We start from the raw sequence: 24,031 nt of genomic DNA on the forward strand, positions 1-24,031 counted from the left end.
CATTGTACAATGTTTGTATATTTACCGTAGGGTTAATTATAGAGATTTGAATTATACATAGAAGGTGGAGGGGCTGCATGACATCCAAAAGGAAAGCTATTATCGTAGGTGCAGGACCAGGAGGATTAGCGGCAGGTATGCTGCTAGCTGGCAGTGAGTATGAAGTCACTATCTATGAGAAGCAGCCTTTTATTGGCGGACGCACCTCCCGTGTTGAAATGGGTGACTATCGTTTTGACCGGGGAGCGACATTTCTTATGATGCCGGAATCTTTAGAACAATTATTTGCTGCTGTAGATCGATCACTTCACGATTACGTAGAGATGGTTGAACTTGATCCTTTATATAGACTTAAATTTGGTGACATAAACTTTGATGCTACTCGGAACCGTGAGGTGATGAAAGAACGCATTGAGCAGCAGTTCCCTGGAAATGGGGAGGGTTACAGCCGTTTCATGATTGATGAAAAAACGAAATTTGATCGTATAGCGCCTCTTTTAAAACGACCAATTTCTCGTTTGACAGATTACATACGGACGGACGTGTTCAAAGCTTTACCAAAACTTAATGCCCTAGATACGGTGTACGGCAGATTGTCGAAGTATTATACAGACGAACGCCTCAAATATGCTTTTACATTTCAGGCGAAATATTTGGGGATGTCGCCTTGGGAATGTCCAGGAACATTTTCGATCTTATCCTATTTAGAGCACGAGTATGGTCTGTTTCATCCGATCGGAGGAGTGAATCGGATCTGTGATGCAATGGCCGAGGTTATACAAGAATATGGAGGCAAGGTAGAAACGAGTAACGGGATAAAAAAAATACGAACCCGTAACGGTAAAGCAATCGGTGTGGAACTAGAGAACGGAGAGCGAATGGATGCGGATCACGTTGTTATTAATGCGGATTTTGCTACAGCAATGACACAATTTTTCGAACCTGGCGAGCTCAAAAAGTACTCCCCTGAACGTGTTGCGAGTAAAAAATACTCTTGTTCCACTTTTATGTTGTATTTAGGTATTGATGGGACGGTGAATATACCGCACCATACCATTCTGTTCTCGGATGATTATAAGAAGAATGTAAATGAAATCACCAAGCTTGGTGTGCTTTCTCAAGAACCTTCAATTTATGTGCATAATCCTGGAATCAGCGATCCGACGATGGCTCCCCCGGGAAAAACAGCCCTATATATCTTAATGCCTGTCCCTAACTTGAGTGGAGAAACCAACTGGCAGGAGGAAAAGAGCAGGGTAAGAGAGCAAGTTCTGCGTCGGCTTGAGTGTGAGCCGGAATTGAAGGGGATATCTTCTCGCATCGAGATGGAAGAAATGGTCACACCTTTAGATTGGCAAGAACGGTTTCATGTTTATCAAGGTGCCACCTTTAATCTCTCACATTCGCTTGATCAAATGATGCATCTGCGCCCTCACAATCGGTTTGAAGAGCTGGGAAACTGCTGGCTCGTTGGTGGAGGGACCCATCCAGGAAGCGGACTACCGACGATATGGGAGTCTGCACGAATTAGTGTGAATTTGTTAATGGAAGAGGATCAACGCGCAGGCTTTATTTTGCCTACTGCATCCAAATTTCCAAAGGAGGTTCCTGTATGGAGATAGGTATTATTGGAGCTGGCATTGGTGGGTTAACAACGGCGCTGTTACTAAGCAATAGGGGTTATAAAGTCACGATTTATGAAAAAGTGTCCAGTCTTGGAGGTCGTCTAGCTTATCAAGTAGATGAAACAGGTCGATATCGGATTGACCGCGGTCCTACTATCGTTCTTCTACCGGAGATGCTGTTAGGGATATTGGAAGAGGGGGGGATCGATCGTTCCCGATTGCCTCTTATGGAATGTGATCCTCTATATACTATTCATTACTCGGATGGAACCACCTTTAAGAAGTATCGGAACCAAGAGAAGCAGCTGGAGGAATTGGATCGAGTTTTTCCAGGACAAAAAGAAGGCTATTTACGATACATGCAGGATATGGGCAAGGCATTTTATAGCGGAGTAGATGCGTTTTTAAATAAACCTTTTATGCAGAAATCCCATTTTTATACTTGGCATAACATGAAGTTACTTATTCGTATGAAAGCTTTTAAAAGCGTACGTGCATTAGCAGCTGATTATTTCAGTGATGAAAGGCTCCAAGATGCCTTTTCACTCCAAACTCTTTACATAGGAGGTGCACCGTTTAAATCACCTGCATTATATACGCTTATTCCATACGCTGAGCACGCATTCGGAGTTTGGTATCTTCGTGGTGGTTATGCATGGCTAGTTCAGCTGCTTCATGAGGAGCTTAAGCTTAGAGGAGTAAACATCAAAATCAATTCACCAGTGGATCGACTATACCTACAAAACGGTTCATGCAAAGGAATTTACTCACGTGGAGAGCTTTTTAAACATGATTCTATTGTATTTAATGGGGACTTTCCTTATTTGGCTGAGTTACTACCCGATAAGGTTAATGGAGAGAGGCGTTTGGATCACTCATATCAAACTTTCAATAATCGGTTTGATTCGCATCATGGAAGGAGAGCAGGCAGAAGAAGTCCGAAGCGCTTTGAACCTTCATCCGGTTGCCTGCTCATCTATTTAGGACTAAACCGCCGCTGGGAGAAAGCTGGTATTCATCAATTCTTTCTTCCTGAAGCGCTCAATAAAGGGTTACGTCAGTTATTTGTAGATAAGAAAATACCAGAAGAACCTGCAATATATTCATTTTATCCAACTGCGCTTGATCATGAAGCTGCACCCGAAGGAGAAAGCGTTATGTATTTGCTTGTTCCCGTGCCACCTGCTGGAGATGTGGTATGGGAGGATGTCCAAAGTACATGGGTCGATTATGTTCTTGAACAAGTGGAAGAGCGCGGATTTCCAGGCCTTAGAGAAGCGATATGCTGGATGGATGTACGTAATCCGGATGATGCAGAACGCGAAGGGATGTATCGGGGAGGGAGTTTTGGAATTGCTCCCAGCATGAGTCAATCCGCTGTGTTTAGACCGCAAATCGTTCCTTATCCTGAAATCGAGGACTTATACAGTGTAGGTGCTTCCGTTCATCCTGGAGGCGGTGTTCCCATCGTCATGCAAGGAGCACGTCTTCTGGCAGACTATCTGACAAAGGAGAGAAATGCATGCAGCATGCGATCAGTTTGACAAAATGTGAGGATATGATTCGTGACGGATCAACTACTTTTTATAAAGCTTTCAGTTTTCTGCCTTCTCCTCGAAAAGAAGCAGTGTATGTGATTTACGCATTTTGCCGTATGATTGATGATTCTGTGGATGAGCCACATAAGGCTTCTTACTCAATTGATGAATTGGAAGGGCATCTGGATCAGTTAGATCGCGCAGAAGGTCACTTCATCTGGCCGGCACTTCGTTGGCTGTTCAGTCGGTTTCCAAATCTGACAAAAGAGCCATTTTATAAACAGATGCAAGGGCAGCGACGTGATTTTGTTATGACACACTATAACACCATGGAGGAGTTAGAAAACTATTGCTACCTTGTCGCTGGTACGGTTGGTGAAATGCTTCTGCCAGTCTTGCATGAATCACCTGATGCGAGTATTACAGAATCGGGAATCTACCTCGGTAAAGCGATGCAGATTGTTAATATCGTAAGGGACGTAGGTGAAGATCAGGCAAGGGGAAGAAGGTATATTCCTTTGAAAATGATGCAGAAATATGGATATACCGAGAAGGAGTTTGCTGACGGTGTAATCAACAAGCCATTTAAGGATCTTATTCACGAACTGGATTCTCTGGCCAGGTACTGGTTTGAGTTAGGCTTACGTGGTCTGGATTCTTATCCAAGCTCAAGCGGATTCAGCGTGGAACTCGCAGCCCGATTTTATGCAGCGATACTGGATGCTGTTAAACACAACCAATATCGCATATATACTGAACGAGCTTATGTTAGCAACTTGCAGAAAGCCGCAATACTTACTTCGGTAGCCCGTCGCTTTGGTATATCCGTGTTCAATAAAGAAAGTAGCGCTGTATCATGATACTTCGATATTTATTCTGGGGTTGGTATGCAGTAGGGTTAATATTAATGCTTAGCTTCAAGGTCCCAGACTTTTTACATTTTTCTAACGGATTATTTCTAGTGTTCTTTGCTATTTATGCACTACAGCTTGAGTTGGTAAACCAGAATCAATTTCAAAATAAGAAAGGTCTAAGAGGCAGTAAAACATATGCTATAGCTATTCGGGCAGTTTTGATAGGGCTTGTTACATATATACTTGAAGCCGTCGGTACACGAACGGGATATCCCTTTGGATCCTATTATTACAGTAACACGTTGAGTATATTTGGAGAAAGAGTGCCATTTGCTATAGGTTTTGCATGGGTAGGTGTTATGTCTTCAGCCATTCTTTTATCAACCTCAACAACGAACTGGATTCGAGCGCTGCAGGTTGGCTTTTGGGCGTTGTTGCTCGATCTTGTGCTCGATCCCGTTGCATTTGCCAGAGGTTTTTGGATGTGGGAGGGGAAAGGCATATATGCAGGAGTACCCTGGGAGAACTTCGCGGCTTGGTTCGGAACTGCATATCTGCTCTCTTTCTTGTATCCTCTTCGGAAGACTGGAGTGAAACCTAAGGCGGAGTCAGGGAGATTATACCAGGGAATGCTCCTGATGTTTGGAATTTTGGCTGTCAAAGAAGGTCTGATGATCCCCTTTATCATTTCCCTAATAGGTGTAGCAGTAGCTGAGGGGGTGCTGTGGTTTGATCGAGGCGAACAAACGCAAAGGATTTGAATATGTGTTCCAGCGTTATAATGAACACTATTTATTAAGACGTTATTTTCACGAGATCACGCTTCGGGGAGAACTGGATTGGTTTGAAATGGAACGGCCTGTTATTTATGTAATGAATCATAGCAGTTGGTGGGATGGGCTTTTGGTCTATCATGTCATACGTAAAACTTCTTCCGGGGATCATTACATGATGATGGATGAGAAACAGATGAATAAATATCGTTTTTTTCGCAAAATAGGGGCTTTTTCAATCGATAAATCATCAGTAAAAGGAATTTGGAAATCACTTCATTACGCAGAGAAATTGCTAAGCAACCAAGGTCGTGTATGGCTGTTCCCTCAAGGTGAAATTTATCATCAGGATATCCGCCCTCTTCGATTACAATCCGGTATTGGCTACCTGCTTGCGAAATGTCCGAATACAGCTGTGGTGCCTGTCACAATGCTAACTTTTTTGGTACAACATCAAAAACCTGAGGCTTCTATTTGGGTTGGAGATCCAATGTTAGACGCATGGGACGAATTGGAGAGAAAAAACATTGTGGAGAGAGTACGCGTCTCCCTAGAGAAGCAGCTTGAGAAACACCGGAACTTAGTAATAGAGGAGAAGATTACAAACGTGGATCCTTTTGTACCCATCCTTCGAGCGGGATATTCAACAAATGATATATTTGACGCTGCCCAAAGGAGGTTGAAGCATTGGAACAGCTTTTTCAAGTGATTCTGATTACTCTTGTGATACAGCTCTTATTTGTCATCTGGAACGTTCGGCAATTTCCCAAGATCAAGAGATCAATGTCTGAGAACAAACAAGAATCTACTCCCCTTATTTCTGTTCTGATTCCCGCGCGAAATGAAGAGCGCAATATTGGAGAGTGTTTAAACGCTGTACTTCAAAGTGATTATATTAATATTGAAATTCTTGTGCTCAATGATCGATCAGATGATCGAACCGCAGAAATCGTAAAATCGATTGCTATTAATGATGTGAGGGTACGGTTAATTGAAGGAAGGGAACTTGGAAGTGGATGGGCAGGCAAAGTATTTGCATGTCATCAATTATCAAGTTATGCCAAAGGAGATTGGTGGTTATTTATGGATGCAGATGCACGACTTTCTCCTACCTGTATATCCTCGACTATGCAATTTGCTATGAAACAAGGTCGCGGGTTGATTACCGGATTCCCTTATCAAAAGGTGAAAACTACACTTGAACGACTCATAGTACCTTTAATGACGTTTGTAGTTGCATGTCATTTACCGGTGAAGTTTGTTCGGGCTTTAAAAGATCCTAAATTTGTGGCAGCGCATGGTGCCTTTATGTTTGTGCATCGCGAGAGTTATCTAAAATGTGGTGGTCATGAAGCTATTGCTAATCAGCTCGTGGATGATGTCGCATTAGCACGTAGAATGAAAGAAGCAGGAGAACCGGTTACCTTAGCGGACGTTCATAAGCTGGTAAGCATGCGGATGTACCATAATGGTAGAGAAGTATGGGATGGATACAGGAAAAATATATTTCCAGGTATCGGAAGAAGCAGTGCGCTTTTATTGGTCATATTAACGTTATATTCGTTACTGTATGTTCTACCTCCTTTCATACTGATTCTTTCTACACTCCAGTATATTATCTCTCCCGATAATGCAGCCGTTGCTGCAGAATGGATCGTGTGGTCGGGCGTCTGCACGCTGCTTGGCATGGGAATAAAATGTGTGGTCGATTTACGAAATGGACAATCTGTGTGGCTGTCTGTTCTTCTGCCGATCAGCATGACGATTTTACTGGTTCTTGCTTTGGATTCCTGCCGCGGAGCCTATACACATCAGGGCTATCAGTGGAAAGGGAGGAATTATTCATGAAAAAAGCCATTGTGATCGGTGCTGGTTTAGGCGGTCTATCTTGCGCGATACGATTAGCATACTCCGGTTATCAGGTTACAGTACTTGAACAACAAGATACTGTTGGAGGAAAGCTGCAGTATGTTGAGCAAGGTGGATATCGATTTGATCGAGGTCCAAGTACGATTACTATGCCTGAAGCTTTCGAAAGGGTCTTTTTATCTGCGGGTCGTCGGATGGAGGATTATCTGGAACTTTATAGACTGGATCCTTACACGCGTAATTTTTTTACGGATGGTTCGGTTGTCGATATGAGCAGTTGTGTGGATTTAATGTGTGATCAGATTGCAGAGTTCAGTCCGGAAGATGCGCGTCATCTAAAAGCATTTCTAGCGGAATCTAAAGAACTGTTTGATCATGCGAATAAGAACTTTCTTAACACATTGCTTCTAGATTTGAGAACGAAACTACGACCACAACTCATAACCTCTTTTCTTCGCATTCGACCGCTGACTTCGCTGCAAAAGTTACTACGGCGTTATTTTCGTCATCCGAATACACTGGCAATGTATGGGAGATATGCGACCTACGTAGGATCTTCTCCATTTGAAGCCCCTGCCATTTTCGCTATGATGGCGCACTTGGAAGGCTATCAAGGTGTATATGGTGTTCGGGGTGGAACGGCTGCTATACCAGCTGCCTTTGAGCGCTTAGCTCTAGAACTTGGGGTAAAGATTGTTACTGGCGTTAAAGTGAATAAAATACTCATTCACGATAATCAAGTTAAAGGAATAGATAGTGATATGGGTTCGATGACGGCAGATGTCACCATTGCCAATGGAGATGTATTGTCTATTTGTCGTGATTTAATTGTTGCTACTGATCGTCCTTCCATGTCGGATTCTCGAATCTCTGCCTATGAGCCTTCTTTATCTGGCTTTGTCTCATTAATTGGTGTGCAAAGACAATATGAACAACTGTTGCATCATAATGTTTTTTTCTCAGATCAATATGAAAAAGAATTTGACGATATCTTTCATCATCGCAGGGCTCCATCTAATCCAACCATCTATATATGTCATTCGGGTTATTCTGAGCAAGATAGGGCTCCTAAAAATAGCAGTAATTTATTCATACTTGCAAACGCGCCATATACTTCGCCTGCCTGGAGATGGGAAGATAAGAAAGAGGCATATGGCAAACTTCTGCTTAATAAGTTAGAGAACTATGGGTTAGAGAGGGTATCAGAAGCCGAAGTGAAATTATTCTACACTCCAGAGCAGTTGGAAAAAGATACAGCGGCTTTCAAAGGGGCGATCTATGGTATTTCTTCTAATTCTGCAAAACAGACGTTTTCACGTCCATCCAATTTCTTGAATGGGTTAGACAGACTTTGGTTTGTGGGGGGAACGACGAATCCAGGAGGAGGAACACCGATTGTAACCTTATCCGGGCAGCTCGTTGCAGAGGAAATTTTATCACGAGAGGGAATTATTTAATTATCACAAAATGATTTAAGGAAAAGGGCGTCCCATGGGATGTCTTTTTTATTTTTCTGTAGATTACTATTTTTATAAATTTCTTACAACAACAATAGGTAGATAGACGTGCTACTTTTGAAATAGATATTTGTTTTTTTAATAGACATTATAATGTTTAATTTGGTATATTTATTGAAAATAGAGTTAAAGTTGGTATAATCAATATGAATTAGAATAATGGGGCAGACTGGAAGTGAGAATAATGCAATCCAAGAATAAACCGTTATACTTGGTTATTATGGAAGACCTGAGGACCAAGATATTGAACGGTGAGTTCAAGCCAGATCAACAGCTTCCTACGGAAGTGGAGTTGGCTGAACAATCCGGTGTTAGCCGAATCACATCAAAGCGAGCACTGATTGAGTTGGAACGTGAAGGCCTTATTTACAGGAAAAGGGGTAGCGGCAGCTACGTCAAGAAGCAAGAGAAAGATAATATACTCCCAGAATTTACTGCTATGAATTCAAATCCGAATCCCATTATCTCTATGATCTTGCCGTACTCTTCAACGAATGAGCTTGAATATATTCAAGGGGCTTCCGATTATCTTGATTCGAAAGGATATTATTTGAGCATTCATTACAGCAACTGGGACAAGAACAAAGAGAAGGAACTGCTGTTAAGAGTTCCTAAGATTGGTTCACGAGGTATTATATTATATCCGATGAGCACCATGATTAACATCGATATTTTGAATGCGCTTTATTGGAATAATTACCCAATGGTTATGATTGATCAATACATAGAAAGCCTGCCGGTTACAAGTGTTGTATCTGATAACTTGGACGGTGGTTATCTAGCGACTAGAAAGTTGATTGAACTAGAACATAAGAGAATTGCATTTGTATCAAGCATTAGTATTGAGTATCGCAGTTCGGTTAGAGATCGCTATCAAGGATATTGTAAAGCATTAAGAGATCATGACATTCCAGTGGACCCTGAGCTTATCATTACCGATTTTTATGAAGAGGCCGATAAACATCAGGACAGCAATGAGTTCTATAAATCTATGGTTTCACATCTATTGAACATAGGGGTTACAGCGATTCAGGCTGAACATGATCATCTGGCCGTAGACCTGCTGCGAAGTGCAATTGATATGGGCGTTCGAATCCCAGAGCAGTTATCTATCATCGGATTTGATGATCACATGATATCTCGTTTAGTAGAGGTTCCGATAACAACAATTTCCCAAGATTGTAATGAGATCGGACGCCGGGCAGCCGAACTGATCGTACAGCAAATAGAGGGGACTAATGTTCAGACCCAGCAGGTTATTATACCTGTTCATCTCGTGGAGCGAAATTCTACTGTCCAACCCTTAATCGTTTGAGTTTCACCCAAGGGAAATTAGCAGACAAAATGAATGAGAGCACTTTAAAAGCTGTCCTACTCAAGTGGGAACAGCTTTTTTATTTGTAAATGAAAGCACTTACGAACTAAAAGATATAATTACTTACACGAAATTTAAATTAAGTATATTCACTATTTACAAAGAAGATTTATCCAATTATAATAACAGCTATGAATGGTGTATTAGATATACCCAATACATAAACATCAACGTATATACCATTTTATTTTTTTGTTTTTTAATGTAAGCGCATACTTCCGAGGGTGCATTTTTAACGAAAAGGGGGAGTTATTTTTAACTGTATTCCGCTAACAATAGTTTGACGAAATTTCATGCAGGTTATTACTTAATTCGAATGAAAATGGGGGTTTTACGAGTGAAGAAATTTAGGTTGCTTCCAATGTTACTCATTATTATGATGATGACCTTTTTGATCGCTGGCTGTGCTGGCGGCGGCGGTACCACAAAGACAACACAAGAACCGGCTACAACGACTCCTAAAGAGGAACCTGGAAATAAAGAAGCAGAGCCAGCTCCAGAAGAAGAACCTGCAATCGACCTTAATGGTGAAACGATTAAAATCGGCGTCTGGTATGACAATGCTGATCCAAGGTTAGTTACAGAAGAGAAAAGCCCTGCACAAGAATTGCAAATTAAACTGATCGAAGAAGCTGAAGCGAAATACAACTGCACGATTGAATTTGTGAAATTTGGTGACTACGGTAAATACGTAGAAAACTTCACAACAACCTCTCTTTCCGGAACACCTTTCGCAGACATCGTACTGCTTGAACTGTTCTGGGCCTTCCCACAAATGGTCAATAAAGACTTTATACAACCTGTAGACGATTTCCTTGATTTAAATGATCCTAAATACATTAGCTGGATGAAGAACGGCGGATCTTATAATGGCAAACAATATGGTATGACAGATGCATCTCCTTCCCCATATGGTTTCTTCTATAACAAGACATTAGTACAAAAGCTTGGTCTGGAAGATCCTTATGAACTACAGCAAAAAGGTGAATGGACATGGGATAAATTCCGTGATTTCGCTAAAAAAGCTACTAAGGATACGAATGGCGACGGAAAGACGGATGTATATGGTGTAGCAGGCGGTTATGGAACCATGAACTTCGTGACAGAGCAATTTGTCTACACAAATAATGCAACTGTAGATAAGAATGAAAATGGTGAAACCGAGTTCTCACTTGATAGTGAAAATGCAATAGAGGCACTCCAATTCGTTTCTGATTTATACAATAAAGACAAATCAATCATGCAGCCTGTTCCAGAAGATGCAGGTAAAGAATTCATTGCTGGTAAAGGTGTGCTGTATGGTGGATTCAGCTGGGAACTTGGCGGTTTGCTTGAGAACATGAAAAATCAAGAGCTTGGCTATGTTTTCTTCCCGAAAGGACCGAAAGCAGAGAAGCATGTAACTTATACACCATTCGGTAACATGTTTATGGTTGCTAAGCATTCCAAGAACGCTGAAGTAGCCGTTAAAATTTACGATGAAATTTCTCTTCATGATGAAGGAAGAAAGCTATCCAAACAGTCTTGGGAGTCGGCTTATCCGAATAAAGAGTCTTTGGACACACGTGCTCAAATGTCAGAAAGTATTGAATATATCTCCTACTACGCTATTCCAGATGGTGGGGACCTATTTAAAGGTGTAGTGAAGGATATTACAACAGGTAAAATTTCACCAGCTACTGCAGTAGATAAAGTGAAGCCGCAATTTGAAGCAAATATCAAGAAAATGCTTTCGGATACAAAATAATTGTAGGATAGAAACTCTGGATATGTACCCCTGCTCCTCATTTAGGAAGTAGGGGTACCTCATAAAGAGAAGGGGTGGGTCCATGCGGAAACCGATCATGAAAGCAGGCTTAGCACTGCTTCTGGTGATTATTGCAGCAGGCCTGTTTTTTTCCTTTAGAGGTGGGGCGAATCGTGATGTGGCAGACAGCAATCCTCAAATATCACCTGAGCTTGATCTAACAAGCATTAGAGGAACGCCTAAAAAGGGCGGATATGAGGAATATTTGAGCAAATTCACAAACACAGGTTCCTCAGTGGAGAATGTCGTCATTGAAGCGGAAAACTTCAGTAAGACAGATGACATGGAGACCGCCATATTGGAAGATTACAAGGGTAGAGAAGGGAAAATGCTTTACACGGAAGAGACTGGATCTGTTACTTGGGAAGTACAGATTAAACAAGCTGGAATGTACAATATCAGAATGGATTTTTACAGCGGGGAAGGCAAATCTTCTGACATTGAACGTGAGTTAAGAATTGATGGAGAAATTCCTTTTAATGAAGCAAGGAGTTTCATATTTAACCGGATCTGGAGTAATGAAAAGAATACATTTGATCGTGATGACCGCGGAAATGATCTCGCTCCCAATCAGGTGGAAACCCAAATGTGGAGAAATGAAGCATTTAGGGATGCGACAGGCTTTTATCAGGATCCTTTCTTCTTTTACTTTTCGGAAGGCAAGCACACCCTGACTTTAACTTCCGTAAGAGAACCACTTGTCATCGATCAGTTGATATTAACAAAAGAGGATAAATTGCCTTCGTACGATGAAGTAGCGAGTAATTATAAGAAGGACAGCCTGAATACATCTAATGATGTTTTCATAAAGCTGCAGGCTGAAGAGACTTTGTATAAATCAACACCAAGTCTTCTTCCTTATAACGACCGCTCCAATCCTGCCGTAGAACCTTTCCACGTCTCCAAACTTAGGAATAACGCGATGGGTGGATATGCTTGGAGGTTACCAGGGCAGTGGATTGAGTGGGAATTTGAAGTGCCGGAAGATGGACTGTACCAGATTGCACTGAAGAATAAACAAAATTTCTTGCGAGGAATGTCAGCACTTCGCACCGTGTATATCGATGGAGAAGTACCATTTAAAGAACTCCAATCGTACCCTTTCCCTTATAGTGCGGATTGGCAGATGAACGTAGTGGGCAAAAGCGATGCAGAGCCTTACCTCTTTAATCTAGAGAAAGGGAAGCATACGATTCGAATGGAGGTTACCCTCGGAGATTTGGCACCGATCTTAAGATCTGTCGAATCTACCATTCTGGAGCTTAACTCCATGTACCGTACAATCATCAGCTATACCGGTACCGTACCTGATCCATTCCGGGATTATAATCTGGAGCAGCGTATACCGGAGATGACAGAGCTTTTCCGTGAAACAAGTGAAAGACTATACAACTTAGCGGATGTGTTAGAGGGTCCTTCGGGAAAAAGTGATGATAAAACATCGATTATTAATACGGTCGCATATCAGCTTAAGGATATGGCGGATAATCCCGAAACGGTTCCATCAAGGGTAGAAGCATATAAAGCGAATGTTGGTGCACTTAGTTCATGGATGCTGACAATTAATGAGCAGCCACTAGGACTAGACTATCTCATTGTAAGCTCGCCAGGTGCTAAGCTTCCAAAAGCAAAGGCTGGGAAGTGGGATAAGTTTGTAACTGACTCCAAAGCATTCTTAGCTTCTTTCTATGAAAACTATGATGATTTCTCCGCAGATCAGGATGATAAGAAGAGTATTACGGTCTGGGTTACTTCCGCAAGAGACCAGGCTCAGGTCATTAAAAAATTGATCGATGATCAATTCACTGCGAAGACCGATATTCATGTCAATCTTAAACTTGTAGCTGCTGATGTCATTCTTCCGTCGACGGTTGCTGGTAAAGGGCCGGATGTTGCGCTTCAGATCGGTAGTGACTTACCGGTGAACTACGCGAGCCGGAGTGCACTACAGGATTTATCTGAATTCAGTGACTTTGATACCGTAAAGCAGCGATTTAATGAAAGCGCACTCGTTCCTTTTGAATACCAAGAGAAATTTTATGCTCTTCCTGAAACGCAAACCTTCCCAATGCTTTTCTACAGAAAAGACATTCTGGAAGATGAGCTTAATTTAGAAGTCCCACAAACCTGGGATGATGTGTATGAAATGCTGCCTATTTTACAAAAAAATAATTTACAATTCGGACTTCCGCAAAGACCGCTCGACTCCGTAGGTAATGAGACAGCGAATACGAATATCGCTACTCTACCAATTAGTCCAGCACTAGTCATGTTTTTATACCAAAATGACGGCAATATATTCAAAGACGGTGGGATGTCTACGGATTTGGATTCCGAAGTTGCGATGAAACAATTTAAGCAGTGGACGGATTTCTTCGTGAATTACAAAATACCGATCGTGGCTGATTTTGCTAACCGTTTCCGTACAGGAGAGATGCCAATCGGGGTTGTAGACTACACGATGTATAACAAATTGAACGCCTTTGCACCTGAGATTAAAGGACTATGGTCCTTTGCTCCGGTACCGGGAACCATTACACCAGATGGACAGCTGCACAGAGAAGTGGGAAGCAGTGGTTCAGCCTCCGTCATGTTTAAAGATGTTGCGGATAAAGAATCCGCGTGGACTTTCTTAAAGTGGTGGACTGAGAAAGATACGCAAGTTGCCTTCGGTCGCCAAATGGAAATTCGCATGGGTACTGCAGCTAGATACCCAACAGCTAATAAGGAAGCATTAGCTGAATTACCATGGCCGACACAGGATTACCGTAAGCTCGAAGAACAGATGAAGTGGGCTAAAGGTGTTCCAGAAGTGCCGGGCGGATACTTAACGGGTCGTAATATTGACAATGCTTTCCGTAGAGTGGTCGTTCAGGGTGAGGACCCACGGGAAACACTTGAAAACTATGTTCGAATCATGAATGAAGAGATTACGCTGAAGCGTAAAGAATTTAATCTTCCCTATGAGAAATGAGGGATCTAAGTGAAACAACAGATCGCAGAGAAACCTGTCGTTCCCGGGCTTCACAAGCCCGGTAAACGGAAACTTGATCAGATGTTCCGGAGTAAATGGAAACGCAATATTAGTTTAATGAAGCAAAACAAACATGCTTACGTGTTGTTGGCACCATATTTCCTATTGTTTTTCACCTTTACGGTTATACCCGTATTGTTATCACTTGTACTTAGCTTTACAAACTTCAATCTGTTAGAAACGCCGAACTTTATCGGATGGCAGAACTACGCGAGACTGTTTGTTCAGGACGATGTGTTTCTTATCGCCTTGAAGAATACGATTTTGTTCGCAGCCATAACCGGGCCTATCAGCTATATTGCTTGTTTCTTGTTTGCCTGGCTTATTAATGAGCTGCCACCGAAACTGCGCGCACTTCTGACACTTGTCCTTTACGCACCATCGATTGCGGGCAATACATATTTAATCTGGACGCTTCTGTTTGCAAGTGATTCGTACGGATACGCGAATTCTTTCTTAATGAACTGGGGCTTTATCCAAGAGCCAATTCAGTGGCTTCAAGATCCCAAATATGTACTTATGATTCTTATTATGGTGCAGCTATGGCTCAGCTTGGGTACAGCATTCTTGGCCTTTATCGCGGGACTCCAAAATGTGGACCGTACATTGTATGAAGCGGGGAGTATTGATGGGATTCGCAACCGCTGGCAGGAGTTATGGTTCATTACACTTCCAGCGATGAGACCTCAGCTGATGTTCGGGGCGGTAATCCAAATTGCTTCTGCTTTCTCCGTAGCGGAGATCTCCATCTTCTTGGTCGGTTTCCCAAGTGTGGATTACGCGGCTCATACGATTGTTACACATTTGGTCGATTATGGAACCATTCGTTATGAAATGGGTTACGCTTCCGCGATCGCTACCGTGCTGTTTTCCATTATGCTCACGAGCAATTTGGTTATACAGAAGCTTCTTGGAAAAGTAGGTGAGTAGACCATGAAATTTGTTATTAAGATGCCGAAGAGATTGAACCGATCCTGGGGTGTGGATCTGATATTGTTTCTGCTGCTTGGCGGAGTAGCAGTCTTCATGTCGCTCCCACTCGTATTTACGATCAGCAACGCGTTTAAGCCGCTTGACGAAATCTTTACATTTCCACCTAAATTATTTGTTCGGAACCCTACGTTCAAGAACTTTACAGACTTAGTCGGAATCTTTAGCGATTCCTGGGTTCCATTTTCAAGATATGTATTTAATACATTTTTCATTGCGATCGTAGGTACTGTTGGTCACGTACTTCTTGCCTCAGCTGCCGCTTATCCGCTCGCTAAAACTCAGTTTCCTGGGAGAAAGATTCTATTCAGTATCGTTGTGATGTCGCTCATGTTCACGGCGTACGTAACTCAGGTTCCCAATTATATGATCATTTCTTATCTGGGCATGATTAATACGTATTGGGCAATCTTGCTCCCGGCTTTCAGTATGACGCTCGGACTTTATCTAATGAAGCAGTTCATGGAACAAATCCCGGACGCACTTCTCGAAGCGGGTAAAATTGACGGGGCAAGTGAATACAGAATCTTCTGGCAGATTGTCATGCCGATTGTAAGACCAGCGTGGTTAACTCTCATTATTTTTTCTTTGCAAAATCTTTGGACCAACGGTTCGGTTACTAGCCATAAGTTCATTTACAGTGAACAGCTGAAGACGGTTGATTATGTATTTGGTCAAATCGCAAGTGGCGGCTTGGTAAGAACAGGACCCGTGGCGGCAGTTACATTCTTGATGATGCTCGTTCCAATTACGGTGTTTATTATTACGCAGAGCAGTATCATACAGACGATGTCCACATCAGGTCTGAAGGAATAACAGGGGGGGCTTACAGATGACAAGATTTGTCACCGCTATCCTAATCGTTATGCTGCTGTCCAGCGCGGTTGCCCCTACTCAAGTTTCTGCGGGTGATAATTACAGCTATTCTTTCTGGGGTGATCCGGTGCCTGCACCGAGTCCTTATAACCTGCAAAAAGTAATGTATGGTGAAGACTGGAGCATTGGTCCATTGTCATCACCGCAGGATTTATATTCCGGTCAAGAGGGACAATTGTATATTGCGGATACCGGAAATAACCGGATCGTCATCTTGAACAGACAGTTGGAATTAGCTCATGTCATTTCAGAATTTGAACGTGAGGGTCAAAAGGATCAATTGAACCAGCCAGAAGGCGTGTTCGCGGATGCACAGGGAAATATTTTTGTAGCAGATACGGAAAACCATAGAATTGTGAAATTTGATCAAAAAGGTAAGTACTTAAGTGTTATTGAGGCACCGAAATCAACGCTGCTTCGAAAAGGCTTTCAATATGTCCCGATTAAGGTAGGAGTGGATAAGGCTGAACGGATATATGTCATCAGTCGTGGTTCCTATGAGGGGATATTAGAATTTAATTCTGGTGGCGAATTTGTTGGTTTTATTGGAACGAATCGAGTGAAGTTCAGTCCGATCGACTTGTTCTGGAAAAGGATTTCAACGAAGGCCCAGCGAGAACAAATGCAGCAGTTTATTCCGCTCGAGTTCAACAATATTGACATTGATGCTGACAGCTTTATGTATACCTCAACTTCAGAGGAAGAATCCGATAAACCGCTGAAACGGTTGAATCCTTCCGGTGTCGATATTTTAAGGAGTAAAGGATATTTCCCGCCAAAAGGTGATACAGGGAACCTGGAAACGGGAAACCCCTCAGGTAATTCTATATTTATAGATATTACATCAGATCAAGGCGGCATGTTCAGCGCACTCGACTCCAAGAGAGGTCGAATCTTTACTTATGATAAAGACGGTAACTTGCTGTATACTTTCGGCGGCCTAGGAAGTCAGCAGAGTAACTTCCGGACACCGTCAGCCATTGAAATCCTAGATGATAAAATGATGGTTTTGGATAAGGATAACAATCGGTTATCTATATTCGAACCAACAAACTACGGAAGCCTGATTCGTGAGGCCGTGATTGCACTGAATCAAGGGGAGAACGAAAAGGCAACAGCAGCTTGGCACAAAGTGCTCCAGATGAATACAAACTTTGATGTCGCTTACATAGGGATAGGTAAATCCCTCTTAAAGGAAGGAAAGAATCGCGAAGCGATGGATTACTTCAAGCTGGGTAACAGCAGGGAGTATTATTCAGAAGCTTTTAAGAGACATCGCAAAGAAATTGTAATGGAGCATTTCGGATCGATTGTACTGGCAATTGTATTGCTGCTGGGAGTGATTATTGCTGCCTTTAAATTGACCCGTCGTAAAAAAGCCGATGGACAATTCTATCAGGAGTTCGGTATTATACGAAATCCATTCTATACGATGATTCATCCTTTTAATGGTTTCTGGGAAATGAAGTACGAGAAAAAAGGTAGGATTAAGGTCGCAATTGTCATTCTGTTCTTGCTCGTGATCGGGACGATTGTGAAAAGGCAATACAATGGATTTGTTATTAACTATAACAATCCTGATCTGCTGAATTCTCTGGATGAATTGAAATTTATCATACTTCCATTCCTGCTGTGGTGTGTGGCTAACTGGTCACTGACTACGCTTATGGACGGAGAGGGTAAGTTCAAGGAAATTGTGATGGCCACGGCTTATGCTTTACTCCCGCTAGTCATCATCTATATCCCACAGATGCTATACAGCAATGTGATTACCGTAGATGAGAGTTCCTTCTATTATATGATGGAAGCGATTGCTCTGGTGTGGTCTTGCTGGCTTCTGTTTACGGGAACGATGACCGTGCACCAGTATACCGCTGGGAAGACGGTAGCTACCATGCTACTAACGCTCGTCGTTATGGGCATCATTATATTCCTCGGCGTATTGTTCTTCAGCATGCTGCAGCAGATGATCAGCTTTGTTAGTTCCATCTATAATGAAATTTCATTCAGGCTGTAGCAGGCAAAAAAGGAGGTATAAAAGGTGGCCGCAAAACAGAAAAAGATTGCTGGACTCCTGTGCCTGCTAATCCTGACTAGCATCGCAGCAGGAGCAGGACTGCAAGGGAACTTAAAAGTGGATAGTGCTTCTGCGGAAGCAGCACAGGCAGTGAAGGACTCTAGCGAAAATACAGAAGCAGGGCAAAGTAAAGCAAACACAAAATCCCTAAATACATCGGTAAAGATAAACGAAGTAAAGAATGTAAGTTCTAATAGCCCGCAGGAGCTGAAAGCTTTAAGTGAAATGGAGAAGGTTGCTGAAACAGAAGCGCTTATCTTATATGTTAATAAGCTGACTTCAGAAATCGCCGTCAAAGATAAGCGGGATGGTTATGCTTGGTTTTCTAATCCTGCCAACCGTGATGATGATCAAATAGCTTCTCCATTGTATAAATCGGAGCTATCCGCTCAGGTGCTCGTTAGCTATTATAACGAGAAAGGGCAGATCAACACGTTTAACAGCTTTGATGATAGTGTTGCGAAGGAACAGTTCAAGGTGGACGTAAGCGAGAATCAAGTCAAGGTCGTCTATCAGATTGGGAATGTGAAACAAAGTGTTGCGAATATTCCAAAGATAATCAGTCAAGAACGGTTTCAGACTGAAATCCTAGATAAATTACCGGACCAAGAAACGCGTGAAAGCGTAGAATACAAGTTCCGGTTCGATGAGGAGAAAAAGGTCTACGAGGTCCGTAAGCTACAGGATTATATTGCGGAAGAAGTATCTGCCTTGTTCGAAGAAATAGGTTATACAGCAGAAGACGCTGCTGCAGACCATCAAGAGAATGGACTTGCAGACGAAGCAGTGGTGGCTAATGCAGAATTTACGATTCCATTGCAATATTCACTGGATGGCGAGCATTTAATCGTAACTGTTCCCGGACAGGAGCTTGAATACAATGACGCTTATCCGCTCGCATCTATCCAGGTACTGAAGTTCTTCGGTGCAGCGGATACGACAGGTGAAGGCTACATCTTTGTTCCTGACGGATCAGGAGCACTGATTCATCTCAATAGTAGCAAGCCGAGTGCAGAGCCTTATAATTTGCCGGTCTATGGAACGGATGGTACTTTCGATGTGAAGGATATTATTCAGCGGAATCAAATTACGCGGTTACCCGTATTTGGGCTGAAAAAGAATGATCATGCTATGGTTGGAATCATTGAGGGCGGAGACGCCGTGTCCAGTATACGAGCTGATGTAAGTGGACGAAATGATTCCTATAATTCCGTGGGCAGTGAATTCAAAATCACATCAATGGATTTCTATACTTTATCATCTGGTACAAAGACCAGTTCTGTACCGATGTTCCAAAAGAACAAATTTGATGGTGATCTACAGATAAGATATGGCTTTTTATCGGGAAAAGCTGCGGATTACACGGGCATGGCAAGTCATTACCGTTCTTATTTGGCAAAAAAGCATAACCTGCAACCTCTGGACAAAACGAAGAATGCTCCGTTTATTCTAGAAGTCGAAGGGGCGTTTCGAAAAAGCAAGTCATTCTTAGGGATTCCTTATAATTCAACAGAGACATTAACAACGTTTAATGAAACGGTATCCTTACTGGATGAGTTGAAGCAGGCGGGTGTTCCCAATATCGATCTGAGATTCGTCGGTTGGTTTAATGATGGAATCCGTCATTCATCTCCGGATGACATTAAGGTCGTAGGGGCACTTGGAGGCAAGAAAGACTTGCAGGAGCTGTTGGATTATACGAAACAGAATGACATTGGTCTGTATCCTGATGCTGCGTTTCTTCAAAAATATAAAGGAGATTCCGGGTCAGCCATCTTCTTGGATCGTGCAAAAGCAAAAGTATACAACTACAATCCGGTTACTTATGGTAAAGACCTTACGAGTTTTTCACATTATATTTTGTCACCTGCCAAGTTATCCAAGCAAATCGATGGTTTTATGAAAGACTATTCAAAATTAGAGCTGTCAGGCTTGTCTTTAAGGGATATGGGAGACGAGGTCAATTCTGATTTCAATCCAGATCGTCCGGTGACTCGTCAAGAATCGCTTGGTGTGATTCAGCAAGAAATGGAGAAGCTGAAAAAGGGTGCGGGATCACTGATGGTAAACGGGGGTAACGCTTATAGCTTGCCTTATGCAAATGTTATCGTCAATTCCCCGACGCGAAGCAGCCGAATGAATTTGACTGACGAGGATGTACCATTTTACCAGATCGCACTTCATGGATACTTTGATTTGGCAGGCGCTCCATTTAATATGGATGAGGTTCATAATCCTCGCTTGTCGCTGCTCAAAGCACTTGAAACGGGTTCGAATATTTATTATCAGTGGTTCCATAGCCCTTCCTCGACTGTGAAGGATACGGAGTTCGACCACTTATATGCACTTCATTACAAAGATTGGTTCGAAGAGGCCGTTTCACAGTATAACGAAGTGAGTGAGATCTTGAATAATGTACGCACAGAAACCATCGCCTCGCATGAACGTCCATCGCCTGGTGTGGTTCAGACTACATTTGAGAATGGAACAACAATAACGATCAATTACAACGATGTGGCTGTATCCGTCAATGGTGTAAATATGGAGCCGCAGAGCTATCAGGTAGGTGAAGGCGGTGAATAAATTGCTCAAAAAACCACTTACGCTCGCACAGAAAAAAGCATGGATGGGCGTGTTGTTCGTCACACCGCTCATCATTGGTTTGATTCTTCTGTTCATCTTGCCTCTGATTCAGTCGTTTCGATTCAGTTTAAGTTCGATTCGTTTAGTCGAAGGTGGGTTTTCAGTTGATTATCTGGGAACGGTGAATTATACGGAGTTGTTCACAACAAACCCTGAATTCCCCCGGAGATTAACCGAGTCGGTAACGAACATGTTAGTGAATGTGCCAATCATCATCATTTTTAGTCTGTTTGCTGCGGTGCTGCTTAACCAGAAATTTAAAGGTCGGGCTCTAGCAAGAGCGATATTCTTCTTGCCGGTTATCCTGGCATCTGCAGCTATTGCTAATATGGATATTAGCAGCTTTGTCGGCAGCTCGACTCCCGCTGGAGGCGGTGAAGGCGGCGGTGGCCTAATGCAAAGCTTCGAGTTGGAGAAATTACTGGTGGAATCCGGACTGGCTCCTGTGTTGGTTGATTATATTACAGGTGCTGTCGATCGAATTTATGAAATTATCAGTTCGTCAGGTGTGCAGATCTTAATATTCTTAGCAGGCTTGCAGTCCGTCTCGCCAACGCTGTATGAGTCATCGCGGATTGAGGGGGCTACAGGATATGAAATCTTTTGGAAAGTGACATTTCCGATGATGACACCTTTGATTTTGACGAATGTGGTTTATTCCATTATTGATTCCTTCGGCTCTAATACAATTAACACACTTATTTCGCAAACGGCGTTTAGTTCGTTTGAATTCGGTCAAAGCGCTGCGATGTCCTGGGTCTATTTCTTAGTGGTCGCACTAATTCTAGGCATTTCAACAGCCATTATATCCAGAAAGGTATTCTACTACGACTAATGAGGAGGAAGAGACCATGAAATCGCCAACTGAATATGCGAATTTCATCTCGTACAAATTCAATCCTCAGGAGAAGGCAAAATATTGGCTGTGGATTGTGGTGCGAACCGTACTAATCACTGGATTTTGTTTCATTATTTTGTTCCCGTTGTTTCTTAGATTATCTGTAGCTTTCCGTAGTAAAACAGATATTTACGACCCGACGGTTCTCTGGATTCCGAAAACTTTTACACTTGATAATCTAAAAATTGCGATCGGTGCGACGGATTATTGGTCATCTTTATTAAATACGTTTCTTATTTCTACAGGAACGACGTTGATCCAATTGGCTTCATGTGCTTTGGCGGCCTATGCGTTTGCACGATTGAAGTTTAGAGGGAGTGGACTGTTATTCGGGCTCGTCATCTTTACGATTGTTGTTCCACCGCAGACGATTATGATTCCTCTTTATCTGACTTATCGTTACTTCGATCTGTTCGGTATTGTTGGGGTATTAACAGGTAAGAGCAGCCTGAATCTGATCGATACGTTCTGGCCGTTCCTGCTCTCATCAGCAACTGCAATGGGACTCAAAAATGGTCTGTATATCTATATTTTCAGACAGTTTTTTAGAGGGATACCGAAGGAGATTGAAGAGGCTTCACTGGTGGATGGAGCAGGGGTATTTAAAACCTTCTATCGGATCATGCTTCCGAATGCTGTTCCAGCGATTGTTACCGTTGTATTGTTCTCGTTCGTATGGCAGTGGAATGACAGTTACTATGTTTCGTTGTTCTTAAGCAAGGTAAAAGTTCTGTCTACACAGCTTATGGATATGGGGATGGCACTTGGATCGGAACCTGACTTGGTGTACCAATCTATGCTGCTAAACACAGGGGTACTGCTGCTTATGGGACCTTTGATCATTTTGTACTTGTTCGTTCAGAGATATTTCGTTGAAAGTGTGGAGCGTACAGGTATTGTAGGTTAATCATTGAAGGGGCTGTCCCAAAAGATCTTAGATCTTGCGGGACTGCTCCTTTTTCGCGTTCTTAAAATCATATGTTAAGATGGGAGCTACAGATTTTACATACTACATAATTCAGGAGAGAATGTCATGGACATAAAAAAGATGTATGAATATTCTGGATATAAAGAAAAACTCATGAAGTATATTTCAATGGTAGATCCCAGTGCACAGGTTACTTACCATTTAAACAATGGAGTATTAGAAGTGATGATTCTCTCTCCTTCCAAAGACGAATTACGAGTTGAGTTTGAAAATTTTAATACTAATTATGAAAGTAGTACAGAAAGTTTTGTTATGAGTGAATCATTTTTCATTGTTATTCGACAACTTAAAACGATGAATGCCGGAGAGATATTTATAAAACCTTTACTGATATATCTGAGTGAAATTCTGGCGCTTATGCTTTTTATACCACAGGAAAGCTATCATGCAATGGATCCAAAACTAATAGATTTAATTACTCAAGACTATTACCCAGAGGGAACAGTTCAGTATGATGATGTTACCTATGAGGCATTTCAAGAAGCACAAGTGAATCTCTAATATATGTAAAAAAACAGGTCTGGAGAATGAAGTGACCCCCAAAAGTTAGACACGGTTATTTCATTAGGCAGCTTTCTCTAAATGAGTTCGGTACTGTACCGGACTCATTTTTAATTTTGCCTTCAACCGTTTGGTATTGTAGTATTCAATATATTTTTTCAGTTCTTCCTTGAAATGTTCCACATTTTCAAACTCTTTGTAATACAGAAACTCTGACTTGAGAATGCCAAAGAAATTCTCCATGACGGCGTTGTCGTAACAATTTCCTTTTCGCGACATGCTTTGGAGAATGCCTCTCGACTTAAGCGCATGGCAATACGGCTTCATTTGGTAATGCCATCCTTGATCTGAATGAAGAAGAAGATGGTGCTCTTCCGGCAGACGCTTCAGTCCTGCATCCAGCATCTCAGATACCAGAGAATAGGTTGGTCGTGAGCCAATGGTATAGGTGATAATCTCCCCGTTAAATAAGTCTAAAATGGGCGAAAGATACAGTTTTTCTCCAAATAACTTAAATTCGGTGATGTCCGTTACCCACTTCTCGTTTGGCGCCTTCGCCGTGAACTGACGATCCAGATGATTCGGTGCAGTCTTGCCGATCGTCCCTTTATATGACTTATACTTTTTCATGCGAACCAGGCATTTAAGGCCCATCTTCTTCATGAG

General features: G+C 42.2%; 18 protein-coding genes. 17 read left to right on the top strand and 1 reads right to left on the bottom strand.

The genetic code is table 11. The features are described from left to right. Positions 1 to 77: 77 nt before the first annotated feature. The 17 genes from ACFQV5_RS24835 to ACFQV5_RS24915 all read left to right on the top strand — a co-directional run bounded on the left by ACFQV5_RS24835 (position 78) and on the right by ACFQV5_RS24915 (position 23,365). The gene (locus ACFQV5_RS24835; RefSeq protein ID WP_379251060.1) at positions 78 to 1,622 is read left to right on the top strand and encodes a phytoene desaturase family protein; all 1,545 of its coding nucleotides are present in this window, start codon (positions 78 to 80) and stop codon (positions 1,620 to 1,622) included. Continuing rightward, positions 1,613 to 3,169, top strand: coding sequence for a phytoene desaturase family protein (locus ACFQV5_RS24840; RefSeq protein WP_379251062.1), 1,557 nt, complete (start codon positions 1,613 to 1,615; stop codon positions 3,167 to 3,169). Before ACFQV5_RS24835 ends, ACFQV5_RS24840 begins: the two co-directional genes overlap by 10 nt. Beyond that, complete coding sequence (locus tag ACFQV5_RS24845) at positions 3,148 to 4,023, top strand: phytoene/squalene synthase family protein (protein WP_379251064.1); 876 nt, start codon at positions 3,148 to 3,150, stop codon at positions 4,021 to 4,023. Before ACFQV5_RS24840 ends, ACFQV5_RS24845 begins: the two co-directional genes overlap by 22 nt. Next, positions 4,020 to 4,778, top strand: a complete 759-nt coding sequence (locus tag ACFQV5_RS24850) for a carotenoid biosynthesis protein (protein WP_379251066.1) — start codon at positions 4,020 to 4,022, stop codon at positions 4,776 to 4,778. The genes ACFQV5_RS24845 and ACFQV5_RS24850 overlap by 4 nt, the downstream gene beginning before the upstream one ends. Continuing rightward, positions 4,747 to 5,499, top strand: coding sequence for a lysophospholipid acyltransferase family protein (locus tag ACFQV5_RS24855; protein WP_379251068.1), 753 nt, complete (start codon positions 4,747 to 4,749; stop codon positions 5,497 to 5,499). Before ACFQV5_RS24850 ends, ACFQV5_RS24855 begins: the two co-directional genes overlap by 32 nt. Next, positions 5,478 to 6,638 carry a glycosyltransferase family 2 protein gene (locus ACFQV5_RS24860; RefSeq protein WP_379251069.1) on the top strand — a complete coding sequence of 387 codons (1,161 nt, stop codon included), beginning with the start codon at positions 5,478 to 5,480 and terminating at the stop codon, positions 6,636 to 6,638. Before ACFQV5_RS24855 ends, ACFQV5_RS24860 begins: the two co-directional genes overlap by 22 nt. Then, entirely contained in the window at positions 6,635 to 8,116 is a 1,482-nt protein-coding gene (locus ACFQV5_RS24865; RefSeq protein ID WP_379251070.1) for a phytoene desaturase family protein, read from the top strand. The genes ACFQV5_RS24860 and ACFQV5_RS24865 overlap by 4 nt, the downstream gene beginning before the upstream one ends. A 244-nt stretch (positions 8,117 to 8,360) precedes the next feature. Next, positions 8,361 to 9,491 carry a GntR family transcriptional regulator gene (locus ACFQV5_RS24870; RefSeq protein ID WP_379251072.1) on the top strand — a complete coding sequence of 377 codons (1,131 nt, stop codon included), beginning with the start codon at positions 8,361 to 8,363 and terminating at the stop codon, positions 9,489 to 9,491. A 397-nt stretch (positions 9,492 to 9,888) separates the two neighbouring features. Continuing rightward, positions 9,889 to 11,298 (top strand): ABC transporter substrate-binding protein, encoded by a 1,410-nt coding sequence (locus ACFQV5_RS24875; RefSeq protein ID WP_379251074.1) that lies wholly within the window; start codon positions 9,889 to 9,891, stop codon positions 11,296 to 11,298. Between the two features lie 82 nt (positions 11,299 to 11,380). Beyond that, complete coding sequence (locus ACFQV5_RS24880; RefSeq protein ID WP_379251076.1) at positions 11,381 to 14,332, top strand: extracellular solute-binding protein; 2,952 nt, start codon at positions 11,381 to 11,383, stop codon at positions 14,330 to 14,332. 81 nt (positions 14,333 to 14,413) lie between these two features. Continuing rightward, the gene (locus ACFQV5_RS24885; RefSeq protein ID WP_379251173.1) at positions 14,414 to 15,322 is read left to right on the top strand and encodes a carbohydrate ABC transporter permease; all 909 of its coding nucleotides are present in this window, start codon (positions 14,414 to 14,416) and stop codon (positions 15,320 to 15,322) included. Positions 15,323 to 15,325: 3 nt separating this feature from the next. After that, a complete protein-coding gene (locus ACFQV5_RS24890; protein ID WP_379251078.1) occupies positions 15,326 to 16,198 on the top strand; it encodes a carbohydrate ABC transporter permease in 873 nt (290 codons plus the stop codon). 16 nt (positions 16,199 to 16,214) lie between these two features. After that, complete coding sequence (locus ACFQV5_RS24895) at positions 16,215 to 18,275, top strand: YIP1 family protein (protein ID WP_379251080.1); 2,061 nt, start codon at positions 16,215 to 16,217, stop codon at positions 18,273 to 18,275. Positions 18,276 to 18,299: 24 nt separating this feature from the next. Further along, entirely contained in the window at positions 18,300 to 20,918 is a 2,619-nt protein-coding gene (locus tag ACFQV5_RS24900; RefSeq protein WP_379251081.1) for a DUF5696 domain-containing protein, read from the top strand. Further along, positions 20,911 to 21,813, top strand: a complete 903-nt coding sequence (locus ACFQV5_RS24905) for a carbohydrate ABC transporter permease (protein WP_379251083.1) — start codon at positions 20,911 to 20,913, stop codon at positions 21,811 to 21,813. The genes ACFQV5_RS24900 and ACFQV5_RS24905 overlap by 8 nt, the downstream gene beginning before the upstream one ends. A gap of 16 nt (positions 21,814 to 21,829) precedes the next feature. Further along, complete coding sequence (locus ACFQV5_RS24910; protein ID WP_379251085.1) at positions 21,830 to 22,783, top strand: carbohydrate ABC transporter permease; 954 nt, start codon at positions 21,830 to 21,832, stop codon at positions 22,781 to 22,783. A gap of 126 nt (positions 22,784 to 22,909) precedes the next feature. After that, complete coding sequence (locus ACFQV5_RS24915; protein WP_379251087.1) at positions 22,910 to 23,365, top strand: hypothetical protein; 456 nt, start codon at positions 22,910 to 22,912, stop codon at positions 23,363 to 23,365. Positions 23,366 to 23,428: 63 nt separating this feature from the next. Here ACFQV5_RS24915 and ACFQV5_RS24920 read toward each other — a convergent pair. Beyond that, the coding region (locus ACFQV5_RS24920; protein WP_379251089.1) for an IS3 family transposase at positions 23,429 to 24,031 on the bottom strand (603 nt) is incomplete at its 5' end.

Source organism: Paenibacillus sp. GCM10028914, from assembly GCF_042666275.1.
Lineage (GTDB): Bacteria > Bacillota > Bacilli > Paenibacillales > Paenibacillaceae > Paenibacillus_AQ.

Coding starts and splice junctions, on each gene's coding strand:
- ACFQV5_RS24880 (WP_379251076.1), top strand. CDS start 11,381: ATGCGGAAACCGATCATGAAAGCAGGCTTAGCACTGCTTCTGGTGATT.
- ACFQV5_RS24845 (WP_379251064.1), top strand. CDS start 3,148: ATGCAGCATGCGATCAGTTTGACAAAATGTGAGGATATGATTCGTGAC.
- ACFQV5_RS24910 (WP_379251085.1), top strand. CDS start 21,830: ATGAAATCGCCAACTGAATATGCGAATTTCATCTCGTACAAATTCAAT.
- ACFQV5_RS24865 (WP_379251070.1), top strand. CDS start 6,635: ATGAAAAAAGCCATTGTGATCGGTGCTGGTTTAGGCGGTCTATCTTGC.
- ACFQV5_RS24870 (WP_379251072.1), top strand. CDS start 8,361: ATGCAATCCAAGAATAAACCGTTATACTTGGTTATTATGGAAGACCTG.
- ACFQV5_RS24835 (WP_379251060.1), top strand. CDS start 78: ATGACATCCAAAAGGAAAGCTATTATCGTAGGTGCAGGACCAGGAGGA.
- ACFQV5_RS24850 (WP_379251066.1), top strand. CDS start 4,020: ATGATACTTCGATATTTATTCTGGGGTTGGTATGCAGTAGGGTTAATA.
- ACFQV5_RS24840 (WP_379251062.1), top strand. CDS start 1,613: ATGGAGATAGGTATTATTGGAGCTGGCATTGGTGGGTTAACAACGGCG.
- ACFQV5_RS24885 (WP_379251173.1), top strand. CDS start 14,414: ATGTTCCGGAGTAAATGGAAACGCAATATTAGTTTAATGAAGCAAAAC.
- ACFQV5_RS24895 (WP_379251080.1), top strand. CDS start 16,215: ATGACAAGATTTGTCACCGCTATCCTAATCGTTATGCTGCTGTCCAGC.
- ACFQV5_RS24915 (WP_379251087.1), top strand. CDS start 22,910: ATGGACATAAAAAAGATGTATGAATATTCTGGATATAAAGAAAAACTC.
- ACFQV5_RS24890 (WP_379251078.1), top strand. CDS start 15,326: ATGAAATTTGTTATTAAGATGCCGAAGAGATTGAACCGATCCTGGGGT.